Origin of the sequence: Paenibacillus nanchangensis (assembly GCF_046543445.1) — a bacterium.
Classification (GTDB): domain Bacteria; phylum Bacillota; class Bacilli; order Paenibacillales; family Paenibacillaceae; genus Paenibacillus_AQ; species Paenibacillus_AQ nanchangensis.
In genome coordinates this window covers 20,259-46,612 of the sequence record NZ_JBHOFD010000045.1, presented here as the reverse complement: position 1 = coordinate 46,612, position 26,354 = coordinate 20,259, and the positions used below count along the sequence as shown (strand labels likewise).

Genomic DNA, 26,354 nt, shown 5'->3' with positions numbered 1-26,354 from the left:
CCTCGTAAATAAGGGAATCTGAGTCCGTCTCTTTGCCAAAACGCTGAATAATCAGCAAATAGGAGCCCCTGAGTCCGGCAAGAAAGTCATAGGAGTGGACAATGCAAAGCTGCTTCAAAACGCATCCAAAGTTTGGAAAAGGCGGGACTGTGTTCAGGCAGGGAATGTTGTTATAACGTGGAGTTCGCACCTTCTTGTTGACATGGTTGGTCGCATTACCACGATCCCTAACAAGTGAGGTGTCTTTTGTCAATACAAGTAAATCTATTGAATTTTTCTTACTCACCCAAGGGTCTATGCCATCTTTCCAACTGCGAAAGTTGAGAGATTTACTTAAAAGGACAGCCGCCAAGGAAAATAAAACAGCCGAACCGAAGAAGGGGGGGCAACCCCCTCGCCGGTCCGGCTTTCTCTTTTGACACAACAGGCCTGCCCCCGTATCCGCTATTCACCGCCAATACGGCGGCAGAATGGACACTTGCGGGTCACACCTCCCGTGTTGTTACACCTCCCGGGAGGTTATGCCTCCCGCTCCAGCAGGCGGAATTCGGCCAGCAGCTGCAGAACCAGCCCCTGCCCGTACAGCGTCGGATAGCGGGGAACCTCGTTATAGGCGGCGATGGATGCCAGTACGGGCGTGCCGCCTGAGACGCCGCGCACCTCCCCTTCGGCGGTGACCAAAGGCAGAAGCCCATCCACGGTAAGCCGCGCGTGTTCGAGATACGCCGCGTCCAGCAGTCCCGTCCGGACCGCTTTGACCATGCCGCAGGCGATCCCGGCGCTGGCCGAGCTTTCCTTGTAAAAATCGCTCCGGTCCAGCACCGTGTGCCACAGCCCATCCTCCGCCTGGACCTTGCGGAGCGCAGCCGCCAGCTCCCGGTACCGGCTCAGCAGTTCCTCCGGAATCCCGGCCAGGCCGCGGATATTCCGGACGATTTCCGGCACCGCCAGCATCACCCAGGCGTTCGCCCGGGCCCATCTCGCGCCGGACAGATGATTGCCCCGTGCGCAGTCCCAGCCGTGGAACAGCAGGCCGGTGCTGTCATCCTGAAGCAGGCGGAAATGAAGCAGCGTCTGCTCCAGCGCTGCTTCGGCCGCCCCGCGGTCATCCGCCGCGCGGGCCAGCCTGGACAGAAACAGCACCGCCATATATACGGTATCGGCCCAAACCTGCTCCGGGAACGCGGCATCTTCGGTTACGGTATGCTCAAACGCCCCCTCCCGGGTGCGGGGCGCTGCTTCAAGCATCCAGCGGGCAATCTCCTGCGCTTTGGCCAGATACTCTATTTTACCGCTCAAACGGTACAGCACGGGATATAAAGCATACGGCGCCATTGAGTTAATGACTCTCGCCTTATCAGACAGTCCTTCGTTACGCCTTGCCCATTCCACCGCGTAGTCCACTGCCCGCTGTTCATCCGCGTATACTCCGTAATCCAGAATCGAAATCAGACCGACGCCGGGAACCCAGTCCCATTGCTCGATATCCATCCCCCAATGTTCTCGTTTCACCGCTGTCATGTAGTCAAAAATCCGCGCTCCGGTCTCGCTTACCTTGTCTGCTGCCGTCATGTGCCGTTCCTCCCGCTCCGCAATGCCTTTTCAGCACCGCATAAGTCCGTATTTGATCCGAACTGGTCCGCCAGGACGCATTGATCCGCATTGCAATCAGGACACTATAGAGTCCGCATCGCCTTCTAGGACCGGACCGGTCTGCCGGATATGTCCGATCTGCCCAATCTATCCGGTCTACCCAATCCATCCGGTCTGCCCAATCTGTCCGATCTGCCCAATCCATCCGATCTGCCCAATCCATCCGATCTGCCCTATCTACCCGGTCTACCCAATCTGTCCGATCTGCCCAATCTACCCGGTTTGCCCAATCCATCCGGTCTGCCCGATCTACCCAGTCTGTACCGGACCCGCCCCATTTCGTATCCTTCCGGCGGATCAATCCTGTTTGACCCACAGTTTACCGGCGGAAGCGGCAAAACAAAATAAGCGCATCTATGATAAAAGTTCAAAATTCTATGATGCCGGTCCAATGTCTATTCTAAGGGGGGCACTTCACAAATGCCGGGGAAGCTTATTCTGCAGCCCCTCCGGAGAGCGGCCGCCGGGGATCAAACCCGGGATAAACATACTCCTCCGCATTAAAAAACCGTCCGCTAGCCGCAATCTCCAACAGCTCATTCAGACGCTCCGTCTCCCGCGCCAGCGCTTCCTTCATCGGGAGCGGCTCCTCGTCCCCGATCAGACGCAAATACTGCTCCATCCTCGGACGGTCACCGGGATTACGCGGCCCCGGCGCGACAGCATTCGGGTCGTATTGATCCATAATCTGCGGCCACAGCGGGTAAAGGGATTCCCGGTCTGTCGGAAAAAACGCCTGGAACCCGGTATGCAGCGTATGTAAATCCGTCTGTTCCAAAATACCGTCGACCATAGGAATGGCCAGCGCCTGCTGGAACAGCACGGTCTGGAAGTCGGCGGACTGCAGAAATTTCCAGACTTTAACGGCCGTTTCCTTCGCCGCCGCCCCCGAGTTAACAACCAAAGGCGACAGCGGCTGCATCATCAAAGCCCCGCTACCTATCCGCTGTTCGTCCACGGCCGGCGGCATGGCCACCCCAAAATCCCCCTTGCGGTTATATTCGCGGAGTTTCGCGTAATCTTGGCTGGTGGCGTACATCATCCCGATGTTCCCTTCCGCAAACTGCTTCAGCGCATGCTCGCGCTTCAGAAGGGATTCGCCCGGATACAGGCTTCCCGCCCGCTTCACCGCCCTCATCGTCTCCAGCCAAGGCATATATACGCTCAGGTCATATTTGCCCGACCGGTAGTCATAATAAAATATGCCGCTGTAGGTGCCGGACATCTCCAAATCAAATTGGAAGCTGTGCTGCAAATCCCCGGCCGGCAGGGCAAACCCGTATTTCCGCACGCCGCCTCCGGTTGCTGTGATCCGGTCCGCGGCCGGCTTTATTTCGGCAAGCGTAGCCGGCGGCTGTTCGGGATTCAGGCCGGCGGCGCGGAACAAATCTTTTCGGTAAATCAGCCTAAGCGTCTCGACACCGGAAGGGAGAAAATAAATCCCTCCCTTGAACAGGGAACTCTGCGCGTAATCCAGACTCCACTCGGGATACCGCCGCAACTCGTTTTGCCTGAGAAAAGGCTGCAAATTCTCCAAATAATTTTTGTTCACGTAAGAAGCAAGCCAGATCCGGTCGGCGACAAATACATCCGGCCCCTTCCCCGACGTAAGCAGCATGTTCAGCGTATCGTTATAGCTCTCTGACGGAATGTCCATCAGGACGATTTCCGCCCCTTCCGGATTCGTTTCGTTATACCGCCTGACCGCGTTTTGCACTTCCAGATTGTTTGCCCACTCGTTTAAAGCGACCTGAATCCGCACCTTCTCTGGAGTGCTTTCTCCCTCTTCTCTCCGGCCGGTTAACGGCGAACGGTCCATGATAAATAAACCGGCCACCCCCAAAACGATAAGCAGCCCTATGGCTAAACTCCATCCCCGATTCATAGCAACCTCCCGCGTTGACACAGCGTGCCGGTGATTTTACAATAAACCCATCCAATCTGCCTACATATTCCAGCAAACGGCTTCATTTGGCAAGCGTCATTTTATTTGCATACCGATCCTCTGAGGGGTAATTCTCTATGAAAAAGTGGTTCGATCGGCTGTCCAAATTTCTGTTCCTGTACAATTTCAGCATCCGCAGCAGACTCATCCTCTATTTTCTGTTTCTTGTTCTACTGCCCACAACCATTCTCGCCATTACCATTTACAACAAATCCGCCAGCATCATCGGACGAAACGCGCAGACATCGATTCAAAACAACCTGAACCTGGTCGAAGACCAGCTTATGCAAAAATTCAATAACGCAGACGAAGCCATGACCTCCCTTTATCTGCACTCCCAGTTTGCCGATCTGATCTCTTCCGACCGGGCTACCGACGCCGCGGGGATTATTAACGAGTTAAATGAGCTGAACAAAATCCTGGAAAACTTTCCGAGCACCGGCAGCGCCGGTGTCCGGTTCGTTCCGATGCTCTACCTTGTGAACCGGCCTGAATATACGCAGTATAATTTTTCGCGCAGAGTGTTTAATCTCGATCTGATCTCCCTGAAGCCCTGGTATCTGGGCATACCGGCCAAATCCGATATGAGCGTCATCGGTTTAAGTTCACTGGATTCCGAGTACACGCTGAAGTTTGCCAAGCGCCTGTTCGGCATCCGCCATATCCAGCTCCCTTATGTGGGAATTTTGACGGTGGACGTCCCGCTCGGCGATTTCAACTCCGCCATCGAGCATTACAAGCCCACTCCCGGCAGCACCCTTTATATCGCGGATCATAACAACCGGATTGCGCTTAGTCCTGACCCGGCGCTGATCGGGAGAGACCTGGAGAGTCTGGAATATGCGGCCAATCTGCCCATATCCGAAGCGGGTGCTTCCGGGGCTGCTTCCCATTCGTTTCAATACAAGCAGGAAGGGGAGAACCAGCTCGTTACCTACAAGGAAATCACGCCTTACGGATGGAAGGTAATCGCGCTTTCCCCCCTTTCCGAGCTGAACGGGGAGCTGTTTTCTTTCCAGCGGGTTATGTATCTGGTCATTGCCGTATGCATGCTGCTGTCCCTGATGATGGCACTGCTGCTGTCCGAAAATATATCGGCCCCGATCCGCAAATTCGTGCAGTCGATGTCCCATGCTGAAAGCGGAAATTTCAGCATCAAAATCCTGTACAAACGCAAAGACGAATTCGCTTATCTGTTCCAGCGGTACAACATGATGCTGCAGCAGATCAAGGCGTTGATCGACAAATTATACGTCACCGAGCTGCGCAAAAAAGAAGCCGAACTCAAGTCCCTCCAGGCCCAGATCAACCCGCATTTTCTCTATAACACGCTGGATTCGATGAACTGGCTGGCGATCCGGCATAACGTGCCGGAGATCAGCAGCATGGTGACCTCTCTGGCTGATTTTTTCCGGTACAGCCTCAGCAAAGGCAGCAACGTTATTCCGCTGCGCGACGAGCTGCGGCAGGTGGAAAGCTACCTGGAAATCCAGAGCTTCCGCTTTCGGGATAAGCTCGAATACAAGCTGGAGGCGATGGACGAAGAACTGCTCAGCAGTTGTCTGATCGTCAAGCTGACGCTCCAGCCGCTGGTCGAAAATGCCATTATCCACGGCATCCAAAAGAAGCAGGGGCCGGGGACCATCCGGATCAGGGTACGCCAGGAGCATGACAACCTGCTGACCTTATCCATATTTGACAACGGAGCGGGTGCCTCTCCCGACGAGCTGAATGCGATGCTGAACACCCGGCAGCCCGGCGACGGCTCTTACGGGATACGGAATGTCCATTCAAGGATCAAGCAATTTTTTGGGGAAGCCTATGGCATCAAATATTACCGCAACGAAGAAGACGGGCAGGGATTGCTGGTAGTCGTAAGCTGTCCCGTAGTGACCACATGGAATGAGGTGGAAGAAGATGATCACGATGATCATAGCGGATGATGAGCCGTTTATCCGGGACAGCTTGAGGACCGCCATTCCTTGGGAAGAGGAATTTGGCATAACGATTCTGGGGGAAGCCAAGGACGGGCAGGAGGCTTATGAGCTCTGTATGGAGCTTAAGCCCGACATCATGTTTATGGACATTATGATGCCGTTTCTGGACGGACTGCAGGTGGCGGCCAAATTGAAGGAAGCCGACAGTCCGGTCAAAATCATCATTATCAGCGGCATGCAGGACTTCTCTTATGCACAAAATGCATTAAAGGTGAATGCGGAGGGCTACATTCTCAAACCTGTGAAGCTGGCCGACCTAAAGGAGATCTTTCGGAAAACGGTCGACACCCTCCACAAAGAACGGGCGATGCTGTTCAATCTGGAGTCCCTCAAAGAACAGCTCCAGGAGAACAAACCTTTGATCCGGGATAAATTTTTGCAAAATTTGCTGGCAGGCCTCTACCCGGAAGCGGGGGAAGTCTGGAGAAAAATCGAGTTTTTTGAGATGCCCTTCACCCCGGAGCAACAATTTACGGCAGCCGTCCTGCAGCTTGATGATTATAAAAAAGCGCTGGAAAAATACTCGGAGGAATACAAGCAGCTCCTCTACTTTTCCATCGAAAATATCGTTAACGAAATTATGGCCGAGCGGCGGTCCGGCATCGGCTTTGTTTCGAAAGAAAACGAATTTATCCTGCTGTTCGGTCTCCGCGGCGGGGAAGCAGCCGGAGTTGGTGAAGCGGCCGGGGGCGGCGAGGCGATCGGAGGCGGTAAAGCGGCCGGGGGCGGCGAAGCGATCGAAGGTGGTAAAGCGGCCGAGGGCGGCGAAGCGATCGGAGGCGGCGAAGCGATCACAGGCAGCGAAGCGGCCGAAGGCGGTCTAGGGACCGAGGGCAGCGGAACCGCCAAAAATATCGAAGCAGCCAGGGAAATCGCCTCTGTCTGCGAAACCTGCGCGAGCAGCATCAGCCGGTTTTTGAAGCTGTCTGTGTCGGTCGGGATCGGGAGTACTTATGCGGATATCCGGAATGTGGAGGAGTCTTACAAAGAAGCGGCGACCGCCCTCATTTACAAGTTTTATACCGGTCCGCACTCCATCATTCACATCCGGGATATCCGGCCGGACAGCGAAACCCTCCAGAGTTCGGATTTGTACAAATTCCATACCGGGCTAATGAGTGCGCTGAAGGTCGGCAATACGGACAAGGCCGCCGTTCTGCTAGAAGAATTATTCCTCCGTCTTAGCGGGCCGAAGCTGCAGATGGATTATGTGCAAAACCTCTGCTCCGAAATCCTATTCGCTTCCCTGCGCACATTATATGAGATGAACGAAGGCAAAATGGAAATGATGGACGACCGGGTGACAATTTTGAACGAAATTTACGGCAAAACTGAAATTGGACAGCTTAAAACGTATATGTTGCAGTTTTTCACCGGCCTGACCCGTTACTTAGAACTGAAGAACACGACCAAAAACAGCAAAACGATCAACAAAATCAAGGAGATCATCCACGATGGCTACGCCGGAGAGCTGTCGGTCGCCAAAATCGCGGAACAGGTCTATCTGACGCCCAACTACATCAGCCAAATCTTCAAGCAAGGGACCGGGGAGACAATCAGCGATTACATCACAAAGGTGCGGATCGAGCAGGCCAAAGAACTGCTGCAGCATTCGGACCTGAAGGTGATGGAGATTGCGGAACGGGTCGGCTACGAGAACCCGCATTACTTCAGTACCGTTTTCAAAAAAAATGCCGGCAGCCACCCGTTGAAGTATCGTGAGGAGGCCGGGAGGCAGGGAGGGTGAAGCACAGATTTATTTTGCTGCCACATGAAAAAGTATCCATGAGAGTGGTCTGATTGAGCTAAACTCAGTATACTCGCCATGGATGCAATGATTTAACCGGTGCCAGATCCGCTGCTGTTCAATTATGTTCTGCCAAGCATTATTCATTCACTAAAACTCGTCCTTTAACTAGGGCCTGTACGTAAAGCTATTTAAGCCATAACCTCATCGAAATCAACGCCAAAAAATCCTTGAACAAGCTCGCTATCTTGTCATAGCGGGTTGCCAAACGCCGATAATTTTTCATTTTATTAAAAAAGGCATTCTTGCTTCAGATTTCATCCCAGATTCCCGCCTTTTGTAACCGCCAGAGAAAGTAGGGGTACAAGTGTACGGACACACAAGGCCTTATTTGCTGATTATTCCGTGTTTTGGCAAATTTCCGGACTCAGATGCACCTATTTACGCGGAGAAGCCATAGTTTGTATGTTTTCGGTACGAATAACGGATTTGGAGTCCGCCAAGGCATACCAAAGCCCAAGAATTTCAGAAATAACGGCCGCTGGGTCCGCAAAGACCTCCGCATCGCGTTCTAAAGACCTCCGCATCGCGTTCTGTGGTAATCCGCTGCGGGTGTGTCACAGGAGAGGATTTGTAGATCGATCTGACAATAAACAGGTGTAGCTCCAGGGTTGAAAGCATTTCGTAACCCATCACGGAATCGTTTGACTGACCCTTATTTCCTTGCGTACACACCCTAATAGGAATGAAAATAATTAAAAACGCCGGATCCCCTTGATCCGGCGTTTTAGCGCTGTCTTCCTTCTGTGAGCGCCTCCCGCTTTATTCCCCCGGCGCTGCTTAATACAGCATTTCCCGCAGCCCGTCAGCAAATATCCGGGCCGAGCGCTCCCAGGTATACTGCCAGGAATCCGCTTCTCCTTTAGCAGCCAGCTGTTGGCGCAGCTGCGGATCCACGATCAGCCGGATGATATCTCCGGCAAGCCGGTTCTCATACCGGTAAGACATCAGGCAGTTCCCTTCATGCACGCTGTATTCCATATTGCCGCCCGCATACAGCGTAACCAGAGCGGCCCCGCACCGCATCGCCTCCAGGCCGGGCAGCGAACCGGCATCGTATGTGCTTGCGCTGACAAAAATGTCGGTTTCGTTATAGTGGTAACACAACTCGGTATCGTTAGCCGGCGTCCGGATTTCAAAACGCGGGTCCCGAAGCAGCGACTGCAGCCCTTCGGAAACCGCCATCTCTCCCGGCGGGCAAATCAGCCGCAGCACCGTGCCGGGCAAGTTTGCTTTGACAAAAGCAAGCTGCTCCAGCAGGTACTCCTGGCCGCGATGAGCGGAAAATCCTCCTTCGGGCCGCCGGATAATCGTAGACACTATAGGCCCCGCGCCTGTCTGTCCCCGGATATGCTGGTTGTAAAAATCGGGATTGACGCCAACCGGAACGATCCGCCCATTTACGCCATGGTTCAGACGGACAAGCTCCTGCTGCCAGCGGGATAGAACGAACAGCCGGGGAGTGACATGATAAGAAGCAAAAGAATTTACGTTATCCGGCAAAAACGCGGGTTCGTAACAGAGTGCCAGCCGGACGTGCAGTCCTTTGCCCTGTTCGCTTGCCCGCTGCGCCGGAAACACGGTGGAGTAATAATTGGATACAATGACGTCCCCCGGCGGAAGATCATGTTCCGTCAGCACTCCGTCGGGACGGAAGACGACCGGACAGCGCATGGCATACTCCACCGTTCCGAATTTAGGGATAACAACCGTGACTTCATGGCCCATATCTGCAAGACGGTTCGCCATTTCGGCCAGCATACGCTGCGCTCCGCCCCGCGAAAGAGTTAGGATAGGCATTATGATCTTCATTGGTTCAACTCCTTCTGCAGCAGCTGTTTCAGCGCCCCGAGGTGCTTGTGCTGCACTTTGGCAATTTCGGCGGTTTGTTCGGCGCTGTGCAGCCGGGAGCCCATCCGGTCATGCACTCTGTAATCCAGAAGCGGCTCCTCAATGTAGTTCCAGTCGTAATGGGGGAGAATCCGCAGCCACAGCTCGTAATCGTGGGTATAAACAAACCGTTCGTTAAACTCACCGACCTGCCTGAAGACTTCCATACCGATCATCACCGTACTTCCGTTGACCGGACACCCGGTCATGAGCGTCCGGATCAGACCCGCCCGTCCCGTATCGGGAAACAGCACAGGTTCGGAAATCCGGTTCCCCCGTTCATCTACATAATAAAACGCCGTGTGGCCGAACCTCCCCCTGGTGCGCTGCAGCTGCTCCACCTGTCTGCGAAGCTTGTCAGGATGAAAACGGTCATCGGAGCTCAGCCAGGCAAAATATTCGCCGGATGCCCGCCTGATCCCCTCGTTCAGTGCGGATGCCGTTCCTCCATTGGATTTGCGCACATAATGAATCCTGTCCTGAAAAGGTTCAAGGCGTTCGGTATGCAGCCACGATCCGTCATCGACAACAATAATCTCTACATTCGGATAGCTCTGATCCAGGACGCTCTGAACCGCTTGTTCCACATAGGGACAATTGTAAAAAGGAATGACGACAGACACTTTGGGCAGCGCTCCCATGCGCTTAACCTCCTTTTTCTGCGGCAGGCTGCCGCAGCGGTCTTACGGGCAAGCAGCATCTTCAGCGGCGGGCATCCGTTGCTGCGCGCCGCTGGTTAACCGGATGGCCCGAAATAATGAAATGCTTATGGAATCAGCACCTCTTGGCCCGGCTTGCGGATAAGTCTTCCGCCTCCCGGCCGCTGAGGTGCCGCTCCTGTTTTTCGTTTTTGAATGCAGCAGCCAAAGAGGATGAAGGCCTGCGTGCCCCCTCGGGCGGGGACGAAGCGCCGGAGCCCATATCTGCACCGGGCTTCTGATCCCCGCGCCCATCAGCCGCCCATCGGGCCATCAGCCTCCCGTCGGGCCATCAGCCTCCCGTCGGGCCATCAGCCTCCCATCGGGCCATCAGCCGCCCATCGCGGCAAGCAGTCCTTCCACCCGCCCGCGGTAACGCTGCCGGGTCGCTTCCGCTTCGGCCAGGATGCTGTCATAATGCCGCAGCGTCCCCATTCCCTCGTGTCTTCTGTAGCCGGTCAAGGAATGGTTCAGCATAACCGGCGGATACCCCGCCACAATTGCCCGGAACCACAAATCGTAATCATGGGTAAACGGCAGGTTTTCATCGAACAAGCCGATCCGCTGCAGCAGCTCTTTTTTCATCATCACCGTACATCCGTTAACCGGATTGCCCTGGAGGAAGCAGCGGTACAACTCCCGGAAGTCGGGAAAAACCGGGGAAGCGTTCAGCGCAGTGAGCTGGGAATGTTCGTTGATAAAATGAAAATTGGTATAGGTCAGCATCGCTCCGGTCTGCAGCATGAACAGCAGCTGGTTATTGATTTTGTCGGTAAAAAAAACGTCGTCTGAGCTCAGCCAGGCGATATATTCGCCTGAAGCATGCCGGATGCCGTGGTTCAGAGCGGATGCCGTCCCTCCGTTGGCTTTTCCCAGGTAGTGAATGTGAGGGAGGTACGGCGTAATCAGATCCGCATGCCGGGTCGAACCGTCGTCGACAACGATAATCTCAAACGCCCGCCGCGACTGGGACAATACGCTCTCCAGCGCAGCGGCGATATAAGGACAGTTATAAAAAGGTATAACGACCGATACTGTAGGATTCATACATCCGCCTCCTGCCGAAAATAACGCAAACTATCTCGAAGCGACTGCCGGAGCTCCGTCTCCGGACGCCAGCCGAGCTGTGCGGCATCGGATTCCCGTACCGGTTTCTGCGGCTGCAGCTCTGACTGTAACTGAGGTTGCGGGTGCAGCTGTGGTTGCAGCTGTGGCTCTAGCTGCGGTTGGAGTGAAGCGGCTGTTTCCGCCGCAGCCGGCCCCCAGTCTATCGGCACATGGGCCGTAGTCTCAGCAAGCAGAGCCGCCGCCACTTCCCCCAGCGTACGCGCCGTTCCGGATTCAATCCGGTACACCATTCCCGCACTTCCTTCACTCAATATCCGGTCATACGCCCGGACGGCATCCCGTACATCCAGGAAATCGCGGCTGGCATGGCGGGAGGACAAGCGGAACGTCCCGGCCGCTTCGCCGCGCTCACAGCGGACGATATGACCGGCAAGCAGCGCGCAGAAGCCGGTAGAAGGCCCGGGGCCAATCAGGTTGCAGGGTTCGGCGACCCGCACATCCTGGCCAAACAGCGTTCCCCAGGACAGAGCGGACAGCTCCGCCAGCGTTTTGCTGAGCGAATACGGATGCGGAGGCGCCTCGCCCGCTTCCGGTCTAAACTTCAGCCTGGAACCGGCCACCAGAATACGGCAGGCCGGAAAGGCGCGCAAAGCGTCCAGTATATGCAGAACTGCCATGACATTGGCTTCCATGTAGAGCAGCGGATTTTGCCACGATTCAGGAACCGAATTCCGCCCGGCCAGATGCAGCACTTCATCCGGCGCCGTCTCGCGCACCAGCTCCCGGACCGCCTCCTTGTCACTCAGATCGCACACCCGTACGTTAACTCCTGCAGGGAACAGGGGAGAAGTGTTCTCCCCTTCCTGCGGAAGCGGCTGCCGCACCACAGCCGTCACCCGGCGGCCGGCGGCGGCAAAATAGCGGACCGCCTGACGTCCTGTAAAGCCAGCCGCCCCTGTGATCAGCAAACTCCGTCCTTCCTCCGTCATACCGATGTACCCGCCGCACCCGGCCAGGCGGCAAGCTCCGCCAGCATCCCGGCATAAGACGGAAGCGCAAACCGGACATCGGCGCGGGTGTTAATCAGCGTCCGGTCCTGAACCGGGCCGTCATCCGGCACGACTTCAGCATCGGTTTTGGCGAATGCAGTCTGTATTTCCCGAAGCAGCTCATATTTGCTCAGCGGCTGCGGATGAGCCAGATGCATCAGCCCGTACAGCGGCTGATCCATCAGCGAATCTATCGTTTTGGCCAGTTCCAGCGTTGTCACGCCGTTCCACATCACCCGCGTGTAGCCGGGAACCCGGCCGGTTTGGGACATAAACCACTTCATCAGCCCAATGCCGCCCTCCCGGATTTCCGGACCGATAATCGAGGTGCGGATCGTCAGATGATTTGGCTCCCGGAGCTCGCCGAGCGCCTTCGTGACAGCATAGACGGAGGTGCCGTCAGGCGGATCGTCTTCCGTATAACTCCCGCGGGTGCCTTCAAATACGCAGTCGGTACTGATATGAATCAGGTACGCGCCGATGGCGTCCGCCGCCCGGCGGAGCCGGTGCGGCAGAAAACCGTTGACGTGATAAGCCGTGATTTTATCCTGCGCGGCAAACTGGTTCAGCACGCCCATCCCATTGACGATAACCTGGGGAGCCACGATTTCGACCAGTTTATCCATCCCTGCAATATCGTTTGCATCCACATATAAGCCAAGCGGGTCATTCCGGTCCCGGGTGGTATGGAACACGTTGTGCTTGCCCTGCCGGCGGAAATAATCCGCCAGCATATGACCCGCCATGCCGTTACCGCCGAGAATCAGCAGCTTCATTCGAGAAAACCTCCCCTGACCAGAATGTCTCTGATCTCCTCCTTGTTCATCAGATTCGTTTCGGAGCTGAAGCTGTGGAAAGAGACGGGCGCGCAACCGCTGTAGTGCTCCTTCAGACCTGGCATTTCCAGTGTCGGCAGAATCACCAGGTACTGGTCGTCGTAAACCACCGTGGAGATGCTCTCGAAATCGCTCATTAGAATTTCGTGAATTTTTTCGCCTGGACGGATACCCGTCTCCACGATCGACACCTGCTTCCGTCCTGAAGCCTCAATCAGCACTTCCGCCAAATCGAGAATCCGGCAGGTCGGCATGGTCATGACGAAGATTTCACCGCCGATGCTGACCTCGGAGGCTTTGAACAGCAGTCCGATCGCATCCGGGAGCGTCAGGAAAAAGCGGGTCATTTTCCGGTCGGTGATGCGCACCTGCTGTCTGTCCCGGATCTGCTTCATGAACAAATGCACGACGCTGCCGTTGGTGCCCAGCACGTTCCCGCCCCGGACGGTGACGAAACGCGTCTTCGAGCCCAGCAGATTCGCGTAAACGATCAGTTTTTCGCCGATTGCTTTAGTCATGCCGTAAAAATTTGAAGGATTGGCCGCTTTGTCGGTCGAGATGTAGATGACTTTTTTGACGTCATTGTGAATGGCCGCCTCAATTACGTTTTGCGTACCGACCACATTGGTCTTAAGCGCCTCGTAAGGCTGGTCTTCGCACACAGGCACATGCTTCAGCGCGGCCAGATGGAACACATAATCGATATCGCGGCAGGCCGCCGTCAGCGCGTCCTTGTCGCGGATGTCTCCGATGCAGAAGCTCAGGCGGCTGTCTTCGAACTCCCGGTCCATCGCCACCTGCGCCGACTCGCTGCGCGAGTAGATGATAATTTCACTGGGGTTCTGCGGCAGCAGCTGCCGAATCAGCTCATGCCCCCAGGAGCCGGTGCCGCCCGTAACCAGAATCCGTTGATTATTAAACATGCAGGTTCCCTCCAAGCAGAAATTTAACGACCTTTTGCGAAACATCCAGCGCCAGATACTCTTCCGGGGCTTTCCAGCCGCGTTCCAGGCCCATCATAAGACGGACTGAGCGGAGAATGCCGTCCCGGGTAACGCCCGAAACCACGTTGCTGCCGCAGTCCACCGTCTCCGGCCGCTCGGTCGTACGGCGGATCGTGACGGTGGGCACATCCATAAGACAGCATTCCTCCTGCACGGTCCCGCTGTCCGTAATCGCACAGCAGGCATGCCGCTCCAGGGCGACAAAATCGAAGAAACCAAACGGCTCGTGAAATTCGACGAGCGGATGCATGGACAACTCCGGAAACCGTTCCAGCTGCGAGCGCGTCCGGGGATGAATGCTGCAGATCAGCCGCCGCCCGAAGGCTTCAGCTACGGCGTTCAGGCCGGACATGATCTCCAGCAGCGGTTCTTTGCGGTCCACATTTTCCGCGCGGTGGGCGGTAACGAGGAAATAATCGCCGGGCTTCAGGTCAAGCCGGGACAGGATATCGCTGCTTGCGATTTGCGGTTCGTAATGCTGCATCACCTCGCGGATCGGATTGCCTGTCAGCACAATGCGCCGTGACGGGAATCCTTCGGCGACGAGGTTGCGTTTGCTCTGCTCCGTATAAGGCATATTAATGGTGGAGACGGCGTCGATGACACGGCGGTTTTTTTCTTCGGGCACCTCCAGGTCGTAGCAGCGGTTGCCCGCCTCCATGTGAATGACCGGGATACCCATCCGTTCCGCCAAAATCGCGCAAAGCGCGCTGTTCGTATCGCCGAGCAGCAGCACCCGGTCCGGCCGCTCGCGCTGCAGCACCGGCTCCAGTCCGGCGAACATCGTGCCAAGCTGGCTGCCGACGCTGCCCGCGCGCTCCTGCAGAACATAATCGGGCTGCCGCAGCCCAAGCTCAGCGAAGAAAATACCGCTTAAGCTGGCGGTAAAATTCTGGCCGGTATGCACCAGCACATGGCGCTCGGCGTATTGGTCGAGCAGCGGCACGATAACACTTAGCCGGATGATCTCGGGCCGGGTGCCCAAAATCGTCATGATCTTCATGAATTCACACCCCTGCTGTTGGTCAGTTAAAAAGACGGCGCCGGCGCTGCCGGACAGCAAGTTTGAGGCAGCGCCGCGCTTAAACGAAAAGCAGACGGACGGCGGTTGGGCCGGCTGGCGCGGGATCGGCCCGGAAACACCTTGGACCGAGGGCGTTTTGGTTGATAGTGCAAGGCCGCCGGTTCAGGCAGAGCCGGGCGCAAGGCCCGGGAAGGCCTGGTATCGGAGGGCCAAGGCTTGATGGTGTAAGGCCCGAGGGACCAAGGCCGAAGGCGAGGCCAGCTGGCGTGAGCGAGGCCGATGCGGGCGAGCCGGCCGGCTGACGCTTACGCGGAGCGTCTGCTGCGCCGCCGGGACCGGCGCGATCCGCCGGCGCGCTTGCGCTTGTGGACGCTACCGCGTTTGCGGGCAGCGCCCCGCTTGCGCGCAGCGGCCCGCCGCGTGCGCTTCGCCGGCCGGGTGCCGCGTCCCCGCTTGCGCGCCCGCACGCGGCTGCGGCGCAGCCCTCCGCGCCGCAGCCGTGCTCGCCGCAGCCGGCGCTTCCGCGCGCGGCGGCCGGCGGCCGGCGGGGCGGCGTCCGCTGCCGGCGGCGCTTCCGGCGCTTCCGGCGTGCCGCCAGGCGCGGCCTCGGGCGCGGCTGCCTTAGCGGCATCCGCCGGCGTCAGGCCGGGCTCCGCCGTCGGCATGACTGCCGGCGCAGCGCCGGGCGGCCGCACGTAGCGCTGCGTCCAGCCCGCCGCGAGCTCCGCCAGCCGCGCGCGGTAGGCGGCCGGTCCAAAGGCGGCCGCCGCAAGTTCGCGCGCCGCCATGCCTTGGGCCGCCAGGTTCGGCTGCGCCAGCAGCGCACAGACCGCCTCCGCAAGCGCCTCGGGTTCGCCCGTTGGAGCAATCCAGTCCTCCCGGCCCGCCGCCTCAAGAATTTCACGCAGTCCGCCCGAGCCGTAGGTGATAACCGGCTTGCCGCAGGCCAGCCCTTCCAAGGCGGTCATGCCAAACCCTTCGCGCACGAGACTGGGAACAACCAGGGCATCCATTGCGCTGTAAGCAGCCGGAAGACAGTCTTCGTAACCTGCGAACCGGAATCTGGATGTCAGGCCTTCCAGCTTCACCTTGCGCACGCAGCGGTCATAATACGTCTGCTCGCCCGGCTCGCCGATAACAAGGAAGCGGGCTTCCGGATAACGCGCAGCCACCCCAACCGCCATTTTCACAAAATGCTCCAGTCCTTTTTCCTTAATAATGAAAGACGAAATGTACCCGATCAGCGGCTGGCCCGGCTTTACGCGCAGCTCCCGCCGCCGTTCGCTCCGCAGCTTGCTCCAGGCTTCCACCATCAGCTCCGCTTCGTTCCAGGAAGGGGGCAGCAGCCGGACTTTGCCCCCGTTAATGAACTCCGGCGGGAAAGGGGAAGCGGCCGTCCGGGAAATCGCGATAATTTCGTCGCTGTACCGGAGAATGAAATCCGCGCTGACCGCCTGGTATTCGTTGTCCGTGATCGTTTCGGATATTTTCCAGATAACCGGAATACCCAGCGACTTGGCCGCTATAGCGGGCAGGACGTGAACACAGGTGCTCGTTACGATCAGATCCGGCCGGCGTTCAGCAAGCCACTGCCGCAGCTCGCGGTACTCTTTGCCTTGGGTGAGTTTTTTGGCATCCAGCTCCAGCCCCGCGTACGGAGTGTATATGCCGTAGAGCAGCGGAATGCCGATCAGCTCCACACGCAGCCCTGCGGCTCGGGCCAGCCGGGTCAGCTTGCCTTCCTGCGGCGCTGCAAGCGTGCAGTCATAGAAGGCGGACAGCTCCTTGGCAAAAAACAACAGCAGTTTTTCCGCGCCGGTAATGCTTCGGCTGTTCGCCACATGCGAAAACAAAATGATTTGGGGTTTGTCGGCCATGGCGCGCGGGCGCTCCCTAACGGCAGCGGAGCGCGTATGTCACCTCCTGTGCGATAATGCGCGGCCTCTCGGCCGGTACGGCCGCTTGCGCTTCCCGGAACCCAAACGGTTCGTCAGCCAAAAATGGTCGCGAGCAGCTGGTTCACACGTTTCGGATACGTATGCTCCTTCAGTGTCCGCTCCATTGCCTTCAGCACAATCGCGCGGCGCTCTTCTTCGTGCGTCAAGTAGAACTGAATTTTGTCCAGGAGCTCCTGCGGGCTGCAGAACGTCTCGATTTCCTCGCCGGGTTTGTAGAACGCAGCCAAGTCGTCCCGCACGTCGACCAGCTGCAGCGTGCCGCTAGCCGCAATTTCAAACGTCCGCGGGTTCGGCGAAGCTGCCGGAACAAGATGCGTATTGTTATTCACTGTCTCGTCAATATGGGAACGGTGGAGATTAATGACGATTTTGGAGCCGCTGTAAGCCGCGGCCGTCTCCTGGGGAGACATCCATTTGCCGATCTCAATCCGTTCGCCATACAGCGGAGCCTCGGGCAGACGGTCCCACCAGATCCCGTTAAATACCGTGTTGTACTGCATGAGCTGAGGCATCAGCTCCCGGAAATAGTTCACCCGGTTCCAATAAGCCGATCCGATAAAGCTGATATCCCGGCTGATCGGCGACCGTCCGATGGTTGGCCGGTAATGCCCGCGGTAGGCGGCAAACGGCAGGTAGTGCACCTGCGCGCAGCCAAGCGAGCGGTAAATCTCCAGGCAGTTTTTTTCCAGCGTAAAAACATAGTCATAATGGGTTACAAGCTCCACTGTAAAGTCGGTGTAATAAGGATCGTCCGTCAGCCAAATTGCGGTGCGGATTCCCATTCCCCGCAGCGCGTCGACCTGCTCGGCCGGCAGGTCCATGCCATCGAGCACAAGTACCAGGTCGGGTCTTTGCTGGGCGACCGCTTCGAGCAGATTTTGGCGTACATCCGATACGGCAACGGAGGAGACCAGCATCTGGAGGGACGACAAAACCGCATCGTCCAGCGGAGAATAAGGGTAGCCCTTACCTGAAGCGACATACAGGATATGCAGATCCCGGACCGGCAGCGGGTCTTCAGGTCTGCCGTCAAGGACGGCCAGTCTGCCGCGCAAATAACCTTCGTCATGCCCGCTCTTAAAGCCGGCGAGCCGGCCCTGGAGCTTCGCTTCCTCCGCTGGTGACAGCGGAAGCGGCGGCATCGGGAGTATAAATTCAGTCATGGTTCCCTCTCCTTTGCTCTGCTTGGATTCGTTCAGTCGCTGCCGGCAATGACGCCGAGCAGCTCGGTCATACGCGCGCCGAACGTGTGGCGCGTCAGCGTTGTATGCAGCGCGCGGACGGCGAAGCGGCGGCGTTTCTGTTCATGTGCAAGGTAATATTCGATTTTGGCCTGGAGTTCCGCCGGCGAAGCGAAGGTGTCCAGATCGTAGCCCGGGCGGTACAAGCTGCACAGATCATCCCGGACATCGGTCAGCTGCATCGTGCCGCAAGCGCTGATTTCATAGGTGCGGGGGTTAATGGAACGGGACGGAATCTGAAACGAATTCCGGTTGTCGTTTCCCCCTTCCCACGGCCGGTGGATGTTGATGACCAGCTTGGCGCCGCTGTAATAATTGGCGGTTTCCTCCGGGGGAATAAATCCGGGACGGATGCAGGGAGCCAGCTGCTCATAGGATGCCAGCCGCTCCCAGAACCCTCCGGCGATCAGCACGCTTTTTCCTTCCAGAAACGGAGCCAGCGTGTCGAATAGTTCCGCCCGGTTCGTAAAGGCATTTCCGATGAATACAATGTCATAGCGGTAAGCGGGTCCTGTGCGCCGCGGGTAGAACATTGCCGGATTAACGGCCAGCGGCAGATAATGCACTGACTGCGCCCCCAGACTGCGGTAAAATTCCATACAGCCCAGTTCATGCGTAAATACATGGTCGTAGTGCAGGCAAATCCCGGAGGTATCGGCGGTAAAATAGGGATCGTCCACAAACCAGATTGCGGTGCGGATGCCTAATTCCCGGATGCCGGCCACCTGTTCCAGGTGATTGTCCGGGAAGACGTGGAGGCCGTTCATGACCAGCACGGCGTCCGGACGCTCCCGGGCGGCCGTCTCGAGCATATTCGGCGCTTCGCAGATGAGGAGTTCGGCGGTCTGCCGCCGGAGCGCTTCCGTGACTCCGGCGTCTATGGCATCAAAGCCCTGCGGCACATACATCAGCTTGATCGGCCGTTTTGGCGTTTCCGCCTCCGGGTGCAGCTGTCTGACCGCTTCGCAGAGCCCGAGACGGTAGCCGTCCCGGTAACCCGCACGCCTCTCCTCTCGTTCGTTTTTTTCCATTCGGTTAACTGTCACAGCGTTCACCCTGCCCTGTCGTGATCTCAAGACAGTATAACTATATGCACCGGCGGCAATCGCCTCATGGGTCACTGTCTGTAAAGGGCGGAAATTGGCACATGCCCGTCCGCGGATGCCCGGAATGACGACTGTCTTCAGGGACGTCTGGCGGAACGCCTAGCGGGACGTTCGGCGGGATGTCTTCGGGAGTCTGGCGGAACGCCTAGCGTGACGTTCGGCGGGATGTCTTCGGGAGTCTGGCGGAACGCCTGGCAGGACGTTCGGCGGGATGTCTTCGGGAGTCTGGCGGAGCGCCTAGCGGGACGTTTGGCGGGATGTCTTCGAGAGTCTGACGGAACGCCTAGCGGGACGTTCGGCGGGATGTCTTCGGGAGTCTGGCGGAACGCCTAGCGGGACGTCTGGGTCTGGCCAGGGCCCCTGCTGATCTGCGCCGCACAAACCGGAGACACCGGCGGCCTTCCTCCTCCGGTTTTGCACGGGACGGACGGGCCTTTGGCCGGCGGGAAGCGCAGGCCGGGTTGCCTAAATGAACTCCCCTTGGAATCTACCGGTCTGGTTTCTCCGTCCAAGCAAGGTTACAGACCCTGCCAGATCGTATATAATGGCTGTATTGTTGTTACAGACTCAACTTTCGCAGAGCAAAAATCAGCTTGGCTCAGTCCTAGCGCGGATTTAACCGCAATAAAGTAATCGTCTTGAACAAATAGAAAAACACCGCTTCGCCCGCGGCGGACGCACGCTCGGCGGGATTTACGGTGCGATGAAGTTAGCACCCTAGACTGGGTAGTTGCCTTGGCGCAACTCATAGATCGGCTGAACGATATTGCGCGACTCAGGTTGGGAAGAAATGCCCCGCCCTGATTCAAAGTCAACTCCAGCACTGGATCTCCGGTTTGCCCAGTTATTTCAAGGCATATCTGCCGATTTCAGGTTGCTACCGATCTCAGGTTGCTACCGATCTCAGGTTGCTGCCAATCTCAGGTTGTGCTGCCGATCTCAGACTGCGCTGCCGATCTAAGGGCTGCGAATGTTGAGTTAATAAAAGCAGCATGAACCAAAACTTGATAAACAATGTCTTCGACTGCCGCTGTTGTCGTTGAACGAACTGGAACGAATTCTTCCTGTAACAGACACGCAGTGGATGACCACCGAACGCGATACCGAGGTTTTTCCGGACCCAGAGGACGTTATTTCTGAAATTCTTGGGCTTTTGGGTTGCCTTGCGGACTCCAGATCCGTTATTCGTACAAAAAACATCCAAACGATGAATTTTCCTCGTAAATAAGGGAATCTGAGTCCGTCTCATTGCCAAAACGCTGAATAATCAGCAAATAGGGTACTCTGAGTCCGTAAGAAAGTCATAGGCGAGAACAATGTTGAGCTGCTTCAAAAGGCCTCCAAAGTTTGGATAACCGAGACGGGTGTTCAGGCAGGGAATGTTACTGTAACGTAGAGTTACGCACCTTTCTTGTTGGCATGGTTGACCGCACTACCGTGATCCCTAACAAGTGAGGTGTTTTTTGACAATACAAGCAAATCTATTGAATTTTGCTTACTCACTCAAGGGGCTAAGCCATTTTTCCAGCTGCCAAAGTTGAGTTACAGAGAAAAAGGATTAGGAAAAATATCCGCATCCGATGGAGGTTGTTGTCTCTTTTTGACGTATAACAAGGGGAAACACACGGATTTCAGGAGTGGACATACTATACGGTTTGCCTTGGAATCAGCGTAAGGAGGAGAATTAAGAAAGCGCTATCGTATTCATACAAAGGGGGGGGAATGATGGATCAAAACTCGCTGTATCTGCGTTCGGTCGAACTGCGGCGGGAGGATGTGCCGTCCTTTGACGCCTATCCGTTCAGCCTTCCGGCCGTCCGTTCGCTGGACAGGCTGAACTTCCGCTGCCCGGTAACCTTTATTGTCGGGGAAAACGGCACGGGCAAGTCCACGCTGCTGGAAGGCATCGCCGCCGCCTGGGGGTTTAATCCCGAAGGCGGCACACGAAATTTTTCGTTTGAGACGTCCGCCTCCCATTCACAGCTGTACCGGTATTTCCGGCTGGCACGCGGAGTGAAGCGGCCGAAGGACGGTTTTTTTCTGCGGGCGGAGAGCTATTACAATGTGGCGAGCTACATCGATGAACTTGACCGGGAACCTGGCGGCCCGCCTCTCAAAGCTTCCTACGGCGGCAAGTCGCTGCATGAGCAGTCGCACGGGGAGTCATTTTTCGCCGCATTTCTGCACCGGTTCGGCGGGAACGGGTTCTATATGATGGACGAGCCGGAATCCGCTTTGTCGCCGCTGCGCCAAATGTCGCTGCTCGTCCGGCTGCATGAATTGGTACGCAGCGATTCCCAGTTTATTATCGCCACGCATTCGCCGATCCTGATGTCTTATCCGGGAGCCGAAATCTGGCAGCTGGAAGACGGTGATCTTCGGCCGGTCAAGCTGGAGGACACCGACCATTACATTGTGACCCGCTCCTTTATGAACGACCGGGAGAAAATGCTGCGGGAGCTGCTGGGCGGGGAGGAAAACTAGCTTTTGCCAGTATTTTTTTCAAACAGGCAGCAAACGTTCAATCGCCTAATACATAAGGAATACTATCTACGGCATGGTAAACACAAACCATTTTCGCAATCGGCAGGCTGGTCTATCGGAGTAAAGAAATCGGCAAGCTGGTCTATCGAAGTAGAGAAGGAGGAACAAATTAAGTTATGAAAATCCATATTATCGGCGGTGCAGGCAGCGGCAAAACCTATCTGGCCGCTCTGCTAAGCAAGCAGTTCGCTGTCCCGCATTATGATCTGGACGATATTTATTGGGATAACGGTGCCGGTGTCTACGGCGTAAAGGCTTCGGAAACGCAGCGGGACAGCAGGCTGAATGAAATGATCAGCCAAGAGGGCTGGATCGTTGAAGGCGTGTACTGCAAAACCTGGGTGAACCCCAGCCTAGCCGCCGCGGATAAAATTGTCGTCCTTATCCCCCCTGTGGCCGAGCAGGAGGAGAGAATCCTCAAGCGGTATGAAGCCCGCCTTACCGGAGCGGAAACCAGCACCAAACGCGAGACCCCTGAGACGATCCGGAAGCTTTTGGAATGGAACACGGACTACAATACGCACAAGCTCCCCAGGTTCATTGAGCAATGCGAATACAAAGAGAAGATCATTACAGCAAGCTACAATCTGGATGTTCTTGAGCTTTTGTCCAACTAAACCGTCTGGACGTTCTTGAGCTTTTGTCTACCTAAAACATCTGGATACTGTTGAGCTTCTGTCATGTTGTGAAGCTTCCGTCAACGCAACAATCTAGATGTTCTGGAGCTTCAGTCAACGCAACAATCTGGATGTTCTTGAACTACCGCCCAACTAAACCGTCAGCGGAGTGATCCTTATGTTATCCAAAATCGGCTTTACCGTTCTGTTTGTCGGCGTCATGGCCTTTGTGGTCTGGACGCATTACCGTCATACCCGGCTTTATGGCACATCAAACTGGCTTCAGCTGCTTCTCCATCATGTTCCCCGGGACCCCGAAGCACGTAAAAAGTTTCTCCTGGATGTCAATTTATCCAATATAGTTGCCATGTTTGGCCTTTATCTCTTTTACCGGCTTATTAAATATTTTGTCCTGGGCTTCTACAACTTTTTCCGCTAAACTTCCCCTCCGGTTGGGACCTGCGGCGCGGGCTAGGCTTGGCGGTTACTTGAGGAGCTGTGAAATTAATTTGTGTTATAAAAAAAGAACGCCGCAAGCATCTTCTGCTTACGGCATCTTTTTTTCGCTGCCGGCATCCGTTTTTCCGCTTCCTGCGTTCCGCTGCCGTTGTTTATTTTATCCGTGTTCGTGCTGTCTCCGCTCCTAACGGGGCTGTCAGCTGAGTTCGTGCTGTCTCCGCTGCTAACGGGGCCGTCGGCTGAGTTCGTGCTGTCTCCGCTCCTAACGGGGCTGTCGGCTGAGTTCGCACTGTCTCCGCTCCTAACGGGGCTGTCGGCTGAGTTCGTGCTGTCTCCGCTCCTAACGGGGCTGTCGGCTGAGTTCGTGCTGTCTTCGCTCCTAATGGGGCTGTCGGCTAAAGTTGTTTTAAAGGAGCTTGGATCAGAGCCTCTACATGCTCTTCCTGCTTCTGATCCATCCCTAAGAAAATGGCGGCATAATTCACCCCATTCTCCGACCACAAATAATAGGTTTGCTGCTTGACCGCGTTTTTGTCCCGGTCTGACGGGAGCGGTCCAAAATAGACGTGATCCGGATCGGCATACACCGAGATTTCAATTCCGTTCCGTTCGATTTTCCGCAGGAAGGCGAGTTTGCTTTGATCAAACAGCGGAGTTTTACTCTGGTAGAAAGCAAGCTCGTCGTTCAAATCATAGATCGGAGAGTTATAGGGCGCCCGGTAATTGTTCACAAGCGCATCCACTCTCTGCCGGAACGAAAACCCGGTATTCCGGTCGTTCGCCCGCAGAAGGACCGAATCCATGATCGCAAGACCGGACTCAGGAAGCTCCATCGGAACTTTTACGTCAAAACCGAGAATGCTTTTTGCTTCACGCAGGTCTGTCTCATCATAAATTGGAAATGAATTTCCTTCCCCGTCGTAACGGACATGACGGACCTCATCCGGGTAAACCAGGGACTGTACGACCCGCTCCAGTTCCAGCTGCGAAATGCCTTTGCGCTGCTCAGACCCTTTTTCCGCCGGGCTGCGGCCGGTATAATAATTCACCGTATAATCCACGCCTTCATCCTGCCAGATGAAGCTGGCAGCGGTTCCCCGCTTCGGATCCGCTGTCCGCCTCGTATATAATACGCCCTCGACATCCCCTATTGCAGCCGTTGTGCTCCAGTAGAGAGGTTCCGCGCCCTGCTCCCAGGAACGCGGAGCGCCCCATAACAACTGATGCTCCAGCATTGTTCCCTTTCCGCGGGAAGCGACAACTTCCATCCTGCGCTCGCCCGGTTGTCCAAAATCGGCAACCAGGGTAAGAGTCGCCATCTCTAGCAGATCCGCCTTTTCCGGCTTGGAGAAATTCTCGCTCAGCGTTACCGTTTCAAACTGATATCCTGCGGGAAAATAGTCGGGAACCTTAAAGCCAAATGCCGCAAAATCGAGCGCCCGGTCCAGCCGGTGAAACCATTTGAACGAGTCGATTGGCCGGACGATCTTCCATGCGGCCGTTTGGTCTCCTGTTCCGCCTCCTGATCCTTCCTCGAATACCGCCGATCCCTTTCCGGTGCCGCCTCCGCGGGAAGCGTTGGTTAACAAAACGGCTCCAAGAAGCAGCACCAAACCCAGAGCGGCGGCGGACAGCTTATAAGTACCTTTTTTAAAGCCGGCGATTCTGGCCACTCTTCGTTTCGTTTCATGGCTGCTGTGCAAAAAATGCGTCAAATTGACTCCAAAAGAGACGCCGCGGGACAGGCGGCGGGACAGCATGATCAACGTCATCCCGTAGGCGGTTGTTTCCCGCTCCCCAAGCGCTTCAAGCACGCCCGCATCACAGGCGGCCTCTTGGTCGGCTTTCATTTTGCGGAAAGCGATCCAGACTGCAGGGTTGAACCAATGCAAACCCAACGTCAGCACCCATAAAGAATTTATCCAAAGATCTTTGCGTTTATAGTGAGTCAGCTCGTGCAGCAGGATATGCGTCAGCTGCCGGGAATCGGCTATCGCAGTGAGATCCCCGGGCAAAACAATTCGGGGTTTTAGCACACCATGGAGGCAGGGGCTGCGGAGATGATCGGTCATATAAACGGGGATTTCCGCCTTCAGCCGCAGTTTCTCCATACCTGCCTTAAGGGCTGACAATATCTCTTCATCCTCCACCCTGCGGGCGTCCTTAAGTTTATTTCTAAAGACCAGACGGCTGAACACGTAATAACCGGCGAACAACAGCAATCCTCCTGCCCAAACCGCCGCTCCTATCGTCAGCCAAGTCCCTCCACCGCCGTTTCGCTCGTCATCTTGGGATGGAGAAAACGGCGTAAACAGAGCGGGCGCCTGCTGTTCCGGCCTGCCGGAAGCCAGCCCTGCAGTCTGCGGTTCCTCTGCTGTCTCATTAAGTTCCGCAAGCTCCGGTCTGGAAGCCTCATCCGCTGGCACGCGGACCGAAGCCGTCTGCCCATGCCCCGCCCATTCCCCTGAAGCCGCCGGCGGCAGCAGGTTGAACAGGCTGAACGAGCTTTGCGGAACGACCGGGACAAGCAGCCGGATCAATACAAGCACCCATAACGCATAGATCAGGCTCGGAGGGAGACGCTTATGGAACAATCCGCGGACCGTTAGCACCGGCACCATAATAACGGCGGAAGCCAGTGAAGCGGCCAGGAACAAGGAAAATAGGGTTTCGAGCGTCTTCATGGCTTTTTCTTCCGTTCCAAAATTTGCTGCAGCTCTTCAATATCCCGTTCGGAGAGCTGCTCCTCCTGAAGAAACCTTGCGCACAGCATGCCGACGGCTCCGCCGTACACCCTGTCCAGGAACGAGCGGTTCTCCGCTTTGAGGTAATCGTCGTATGTAACCAGCGGGTAATACAGATAGGTCCGGCCCGACTTTTCAAAGCGGATTGCCTGTTTCTTGTGCAGCCGGTTCAGGAAGGTTTTGACGGTCTGCTCCGACCACTGCATCCGCTCCTTCAGGCCGGAGACCATTTCCTGCGCGGACAACGGCTCCTTGGTCCAAAGGAGCTTCATTACTTCACTTTCGGCTTCGGTGATTCGGGGGAACGGGTTCATCTCTTCACCTCTCGTTTTTGTATCGGCTGAACTCAAGCAGCACAGGTAAAGCTGAGCTGTCACTGCGGCGAATTTGGACTTCCGGACGCTGTCACTGCGGCGAATTTGGATTTCCAGACGCTGCCACCGCGGCGAATTTGGATCTCCAGATGCTGCCACCGCGGCGAATTAGGATTTCCGGACGCTGTCAGTGCGGCGAATTTTGACTTCCGGACGCTGTCACTGCGGCGAATTTGGATTCCGGCTGCGGTTATGTTTACAGCTGTAAACGCCATGCGCTAAAGTTTACACTTGTAAACGAAGTCCGTCAAGTTCTGCCAGTTAAACGGCCATTAAAAAACCTCCATCCCAGAGCTCATGGGACAGAGGCAGGTACATCCTAACTTTTATTTTTCACAAT

Annotated in this window: 21 protein-coding genes and 1 pseudogene; 6 read left to right on the top strand and 16 right to left on the bottom strand. The window is 56.2% G+C overall.

The features are described 5' to 3' along the window. Together ACE6ED_RS26380 and ACE6ED_RS26375 are read right to left on the bottom strand one after the other, a co-directional pair. Positions 1-424 (bottom strand): hypothetical protein (locus tag ACE6ED_RS26380; protein ID WP_410830431.1); only part of this gene is annotated, 424 nt, incomplete at its 3' end. 95 nt (positions 425-519) lie between these two features. Continuing rightward, entirely contained in the window at positions 520-1,572 is a 1,053-nt protein-coding gene (locus ACE6ED_RS26375) for a glycoside hydrolase family 88/105 protein (protein ID WP_410830430.1), read from the bottom strand. Between the two features lie 150 nt (positions 1,573-1,722). On the opposite strand from ACE6ED_RS26375, the gene ACE6ED_RS26370 reads away from it, so the two are divergent. Continuing rightward, the gene (locus ACE6ED_RS26370; protein WP_410830429.1) at positions 1,723-2,001 is read left to right on the top strand and encodes a hypothetical protein; all 279 of its coding nucleotides are present in this window, start codon (positions 1,723-1,725) and stop codon (positions 1,999-2,001) included. A gap of 85 nt (positions 2,002-2,086) precedes the next feature. Here ACE6ED_RS26370 and ACE6ED_RS26365 read toward each other — a convergent pair whose 3' ends face one another. After that, a complete protein-coding gene (locus ACE6ED_RS26365) occupies positions 2,087-3,538 on the bottom strand; it encodes an ABC transporter substrate-binding protein (RefSeq protein ID WP_410830428.1) in 1,452 nt (483 codons plus the stop codon). 137 nt (positions 3,539-3,675) lie between these two features. Here ACE6ED_RS26365 and ACE6ED_RS26360 point away from each other — a divergent pair, with 137 nt between their 5' ends. Beyond that, positions 3,676-5,541, top strand: coding sequence for a sensor histidine kinase (locus ACE6ED_RS26360; protein ID WP_410830427.1), 1,866 nt, complete (start codon positions 3,676-3,678; stop codon positions 5,539-5,541). Then, the gene (locus tag ACE6ED_RS26355; RefSeq protein WP_410830426.1) at positions 5,516-7,342 is read left to right on the top strand and encodes a response regulator; all 1,827 of its coding nucleotides are present in this window, start codon (positions 5,516-5,518) and stop codon (positions 7,340-7,342) included. The genes ACE6ED_RS26360 and ACE6ED_RS26355 overlap by 26 nt, the downstream gene beginning before the upstream one ends. Before the next feature lie 187 nt (positions 7,343-7,529). On the opposite strand, the pseudogene ACE6ED_RS26350 reads toward ACE6ED_RS26355, so the two are convergent. The 11 genes and pseudogenes from ACE6ED_RS26350 to ACE6ED_RS26300 form a co-directional block, all read right to left on the bottom strand. Continuing rightward, a pseudogene (locus ACE6ED_RS26350) lies at positions 7,530-7,637 on the bottom strand (IS5/IS1182 family transposase); the annotation flags it as partial. 545 nt (positions 7,638-8,182) lie between these two features. Beyond that, positions 8,183-9,214: a glycosyltransferase family 4 protein gene (locus ACE6ED_RS26345; RefSeq protein ID WP_410830425.1), complete on the bottom strand. Its 1,032-nt coding sequence runs from the start codon at positions 9,212-9,214 to the stop codon at positions 8,183-8,185. Continuing rightward, entirely contained in the window at positions 9,211-9,933 is a 723-nt protein-coding gene (locus tag ACE6ED_RS26340) for a glycosyltransferase (RefSeq protein WP_410830424.1), read from the bottom strand. The genes ACE6ED_RS26345 and ACE6ED_RS26340 overlap by 4 nt, the downstream gene beginning before the upstream one ends. A gap of 387 nt (positions 9,934-10,320) precedes the next feature. Then, a complete protein-coding gene (locus ACE6ED_RS26335; protein ID WP_410830423.1) occupies positions 10,321-11,037 on the bottom strand; it encodes a glycosyltransferase in 717 nt (238 codons plus the stop codon). Continuing rightward, the gene (locus ACE6ED_RS26330; protein WP_410830422.1) at positions 11,034-12,047 is read right to left on the bottom strand and encodes an NAD-dependent epimerase/dehydratase family protein; all 1,014 of its coding nucleotides are present in this window, start codon (positions 12,045-12,047) and stop codon (positions 11,034-11,036) included. Before ACE6ED_RS26330 ends, ACE6ED_RS26335 begins: the two co-directional genes overlap by 4 nt. Continuing rightward, entirely contained in the window at positions 12,044-12,883 is an 840-nt protein-coding gene (locus ACE6ED_RS26325; protein ID WP_410830421.1) for an SDR family oxidoreductase, read from the bottom strand. The genes ACE6ED_RS26330 and ACE6ED_RS26325 overlap by 4 nt, the downstream gene beginning before the upstream one ends. Beyond that, entirely contained in the window at positions 12,880-13,866 is a 987-nt protein-coding gene (locus ACE6ED_RS26320; RefSeq protein ID WP_410830420.1) for a polysaccharide biosynthesis protein, read from the bottom strand. The genes ACE6ED_RS26325 and ACE6ED_RS26320 overlap by 4 nt, the downstream gene beginning before the upstream one ends. Continuing rightward, on the bottom strand, positions 13,859-14,950 hold the full coding sequence (gene wecB, locus ACE6ED_RS26315; RefSeq protein WP_410830419.1) for a non-hydrolyzing UDP-N-acetylglucosamine 2-epimerase: 1,092 nt from the start codon (positions 14,948-14,950) through the stop codon (positions 13,859-13,861). The genes ACE6ED_RS26320 and wecB overlap by 8 nt, the downstream gene beginning before the upstream one ends. 326 nt (positions 14,951-15,276) lie before the next feature. Continuing rightward, positions 15,277-16,848, bottom strand: coding sequence for a glycosyltransferase (locus tag ACE6ED_RS26310; protein ID WP_410830418.1), 1,572 nt, complete (start codon positions 16,846-16,848; stop codon positions 15,277-15,279). 113 nt (positions 16,849-16,961) lie between these two features. Continuing rightward, on the bottom strand, positions 16,962-18,092 hold the full coding sequence (locus ACE6ED_RS26305) for a CgeB family protein (protein ID WP_410830417.1): 1,131 nt from the start codon (positions 18,090-18,092) through the stop codon (positions 16,962-16,964). 32 nt (positions 18,093-18,124) lie between these two features. Then, the gene (locus tag ACE6ED_RS26300; protein ID WP_410830433.1) at positions 18,125-19,201 is read right to left on the bottom strand and encodes a CgeB family protein; all 1,077 of its coding nucleotides are present in this window, start codon (positions 19,199-19,201) and stop codon (positions 18,125-18,127) included. Between the two features lie 1,800 nt (positions 19,202-21,001). On the opposite strand from ACE6ED_RS26300, the gene ACE6ED_RS26295 reads away from it, so the two are divergent. The 3 genes from ACE6ED_RS26295 (at position 21,002) to ACE6ED_RS26285 (ending at position 22,876) form a co-directional block, all read left to right on the top strand. Then, on the top strand, positions 21,002-21,760 hold the full coding sequence (locus ACE6ED_RS26295; protein WP_410830432.1) for an AAA family ATPase: 759 nt from the start codon (positions 21,002-21,004) through the stop codon (positions 21,758-21,760). A 176-nt stretch (positions 21,761-21,936) separates the two neighbouring features. Beyond that, positions 21,937-22,437, top strand: a complete 501-nt coding sequence (locus tag ACE6ED_RS26290; protein WP_410830416.1) for a P-loop NTPase family protein — start codon at positions 21,937-21,939, stop codon at positions 22,435-22,437. A 178-nt stretch (positions 22,438-22,615) separates the two neighbouring features. Continuing rightward, on the top strand, positions 22,616-22,876 hold the full coding sequence (locus tag ACE6ED_RS26285; RefSeq protein ID WP_410830415.1) for a hypothetical protein: 261 nt from the start codon (positions 22,616-22,618) through the stop codon (positions 22,874-22,876). A 415-nt stretch (positions 22,877-23,291) separates the two neighbouring features. Here ACE6ED_RS26285 and ACE6ED_RS26280 read toward each other — a convergent pair whose 3' ends face one another. Both ACE6ED_RS26280 and ACE6ED_RS26275 read right to left on the bottom strand, forming a co-directional pair. After that, positions 23,292-25,580: a M56 family metallopeptidase gene (locus tag ACE6ED_RS26280; protein ID WP_410830414.1), complete on the bottom strand. Its 2,289-nt coding sequence runs from the start codon at positions 25,578-25,580 to the stop codon at positions 23,292-23,294. Further along, the gene (locus ACE6ED_RS26275; protein ID WP_410830413.1) at positions 25,577-25,954 is read right to left on the bottom strand and encodes a BlaI/MecI/CopY family transcriptional regulator; all 378 of its coding nucleotides are present in this window, start codon (positions 25,952-25,954) and stop codon (positions 25,577-25,579) included. The genes ACE6ED_RS26280 and ACE6ED_RS26275 overlap by 4 nt, the downstream gene beginning before the upstream one ends. Positions 25,955-26,354: the final 400 nt, after the last annotated feature.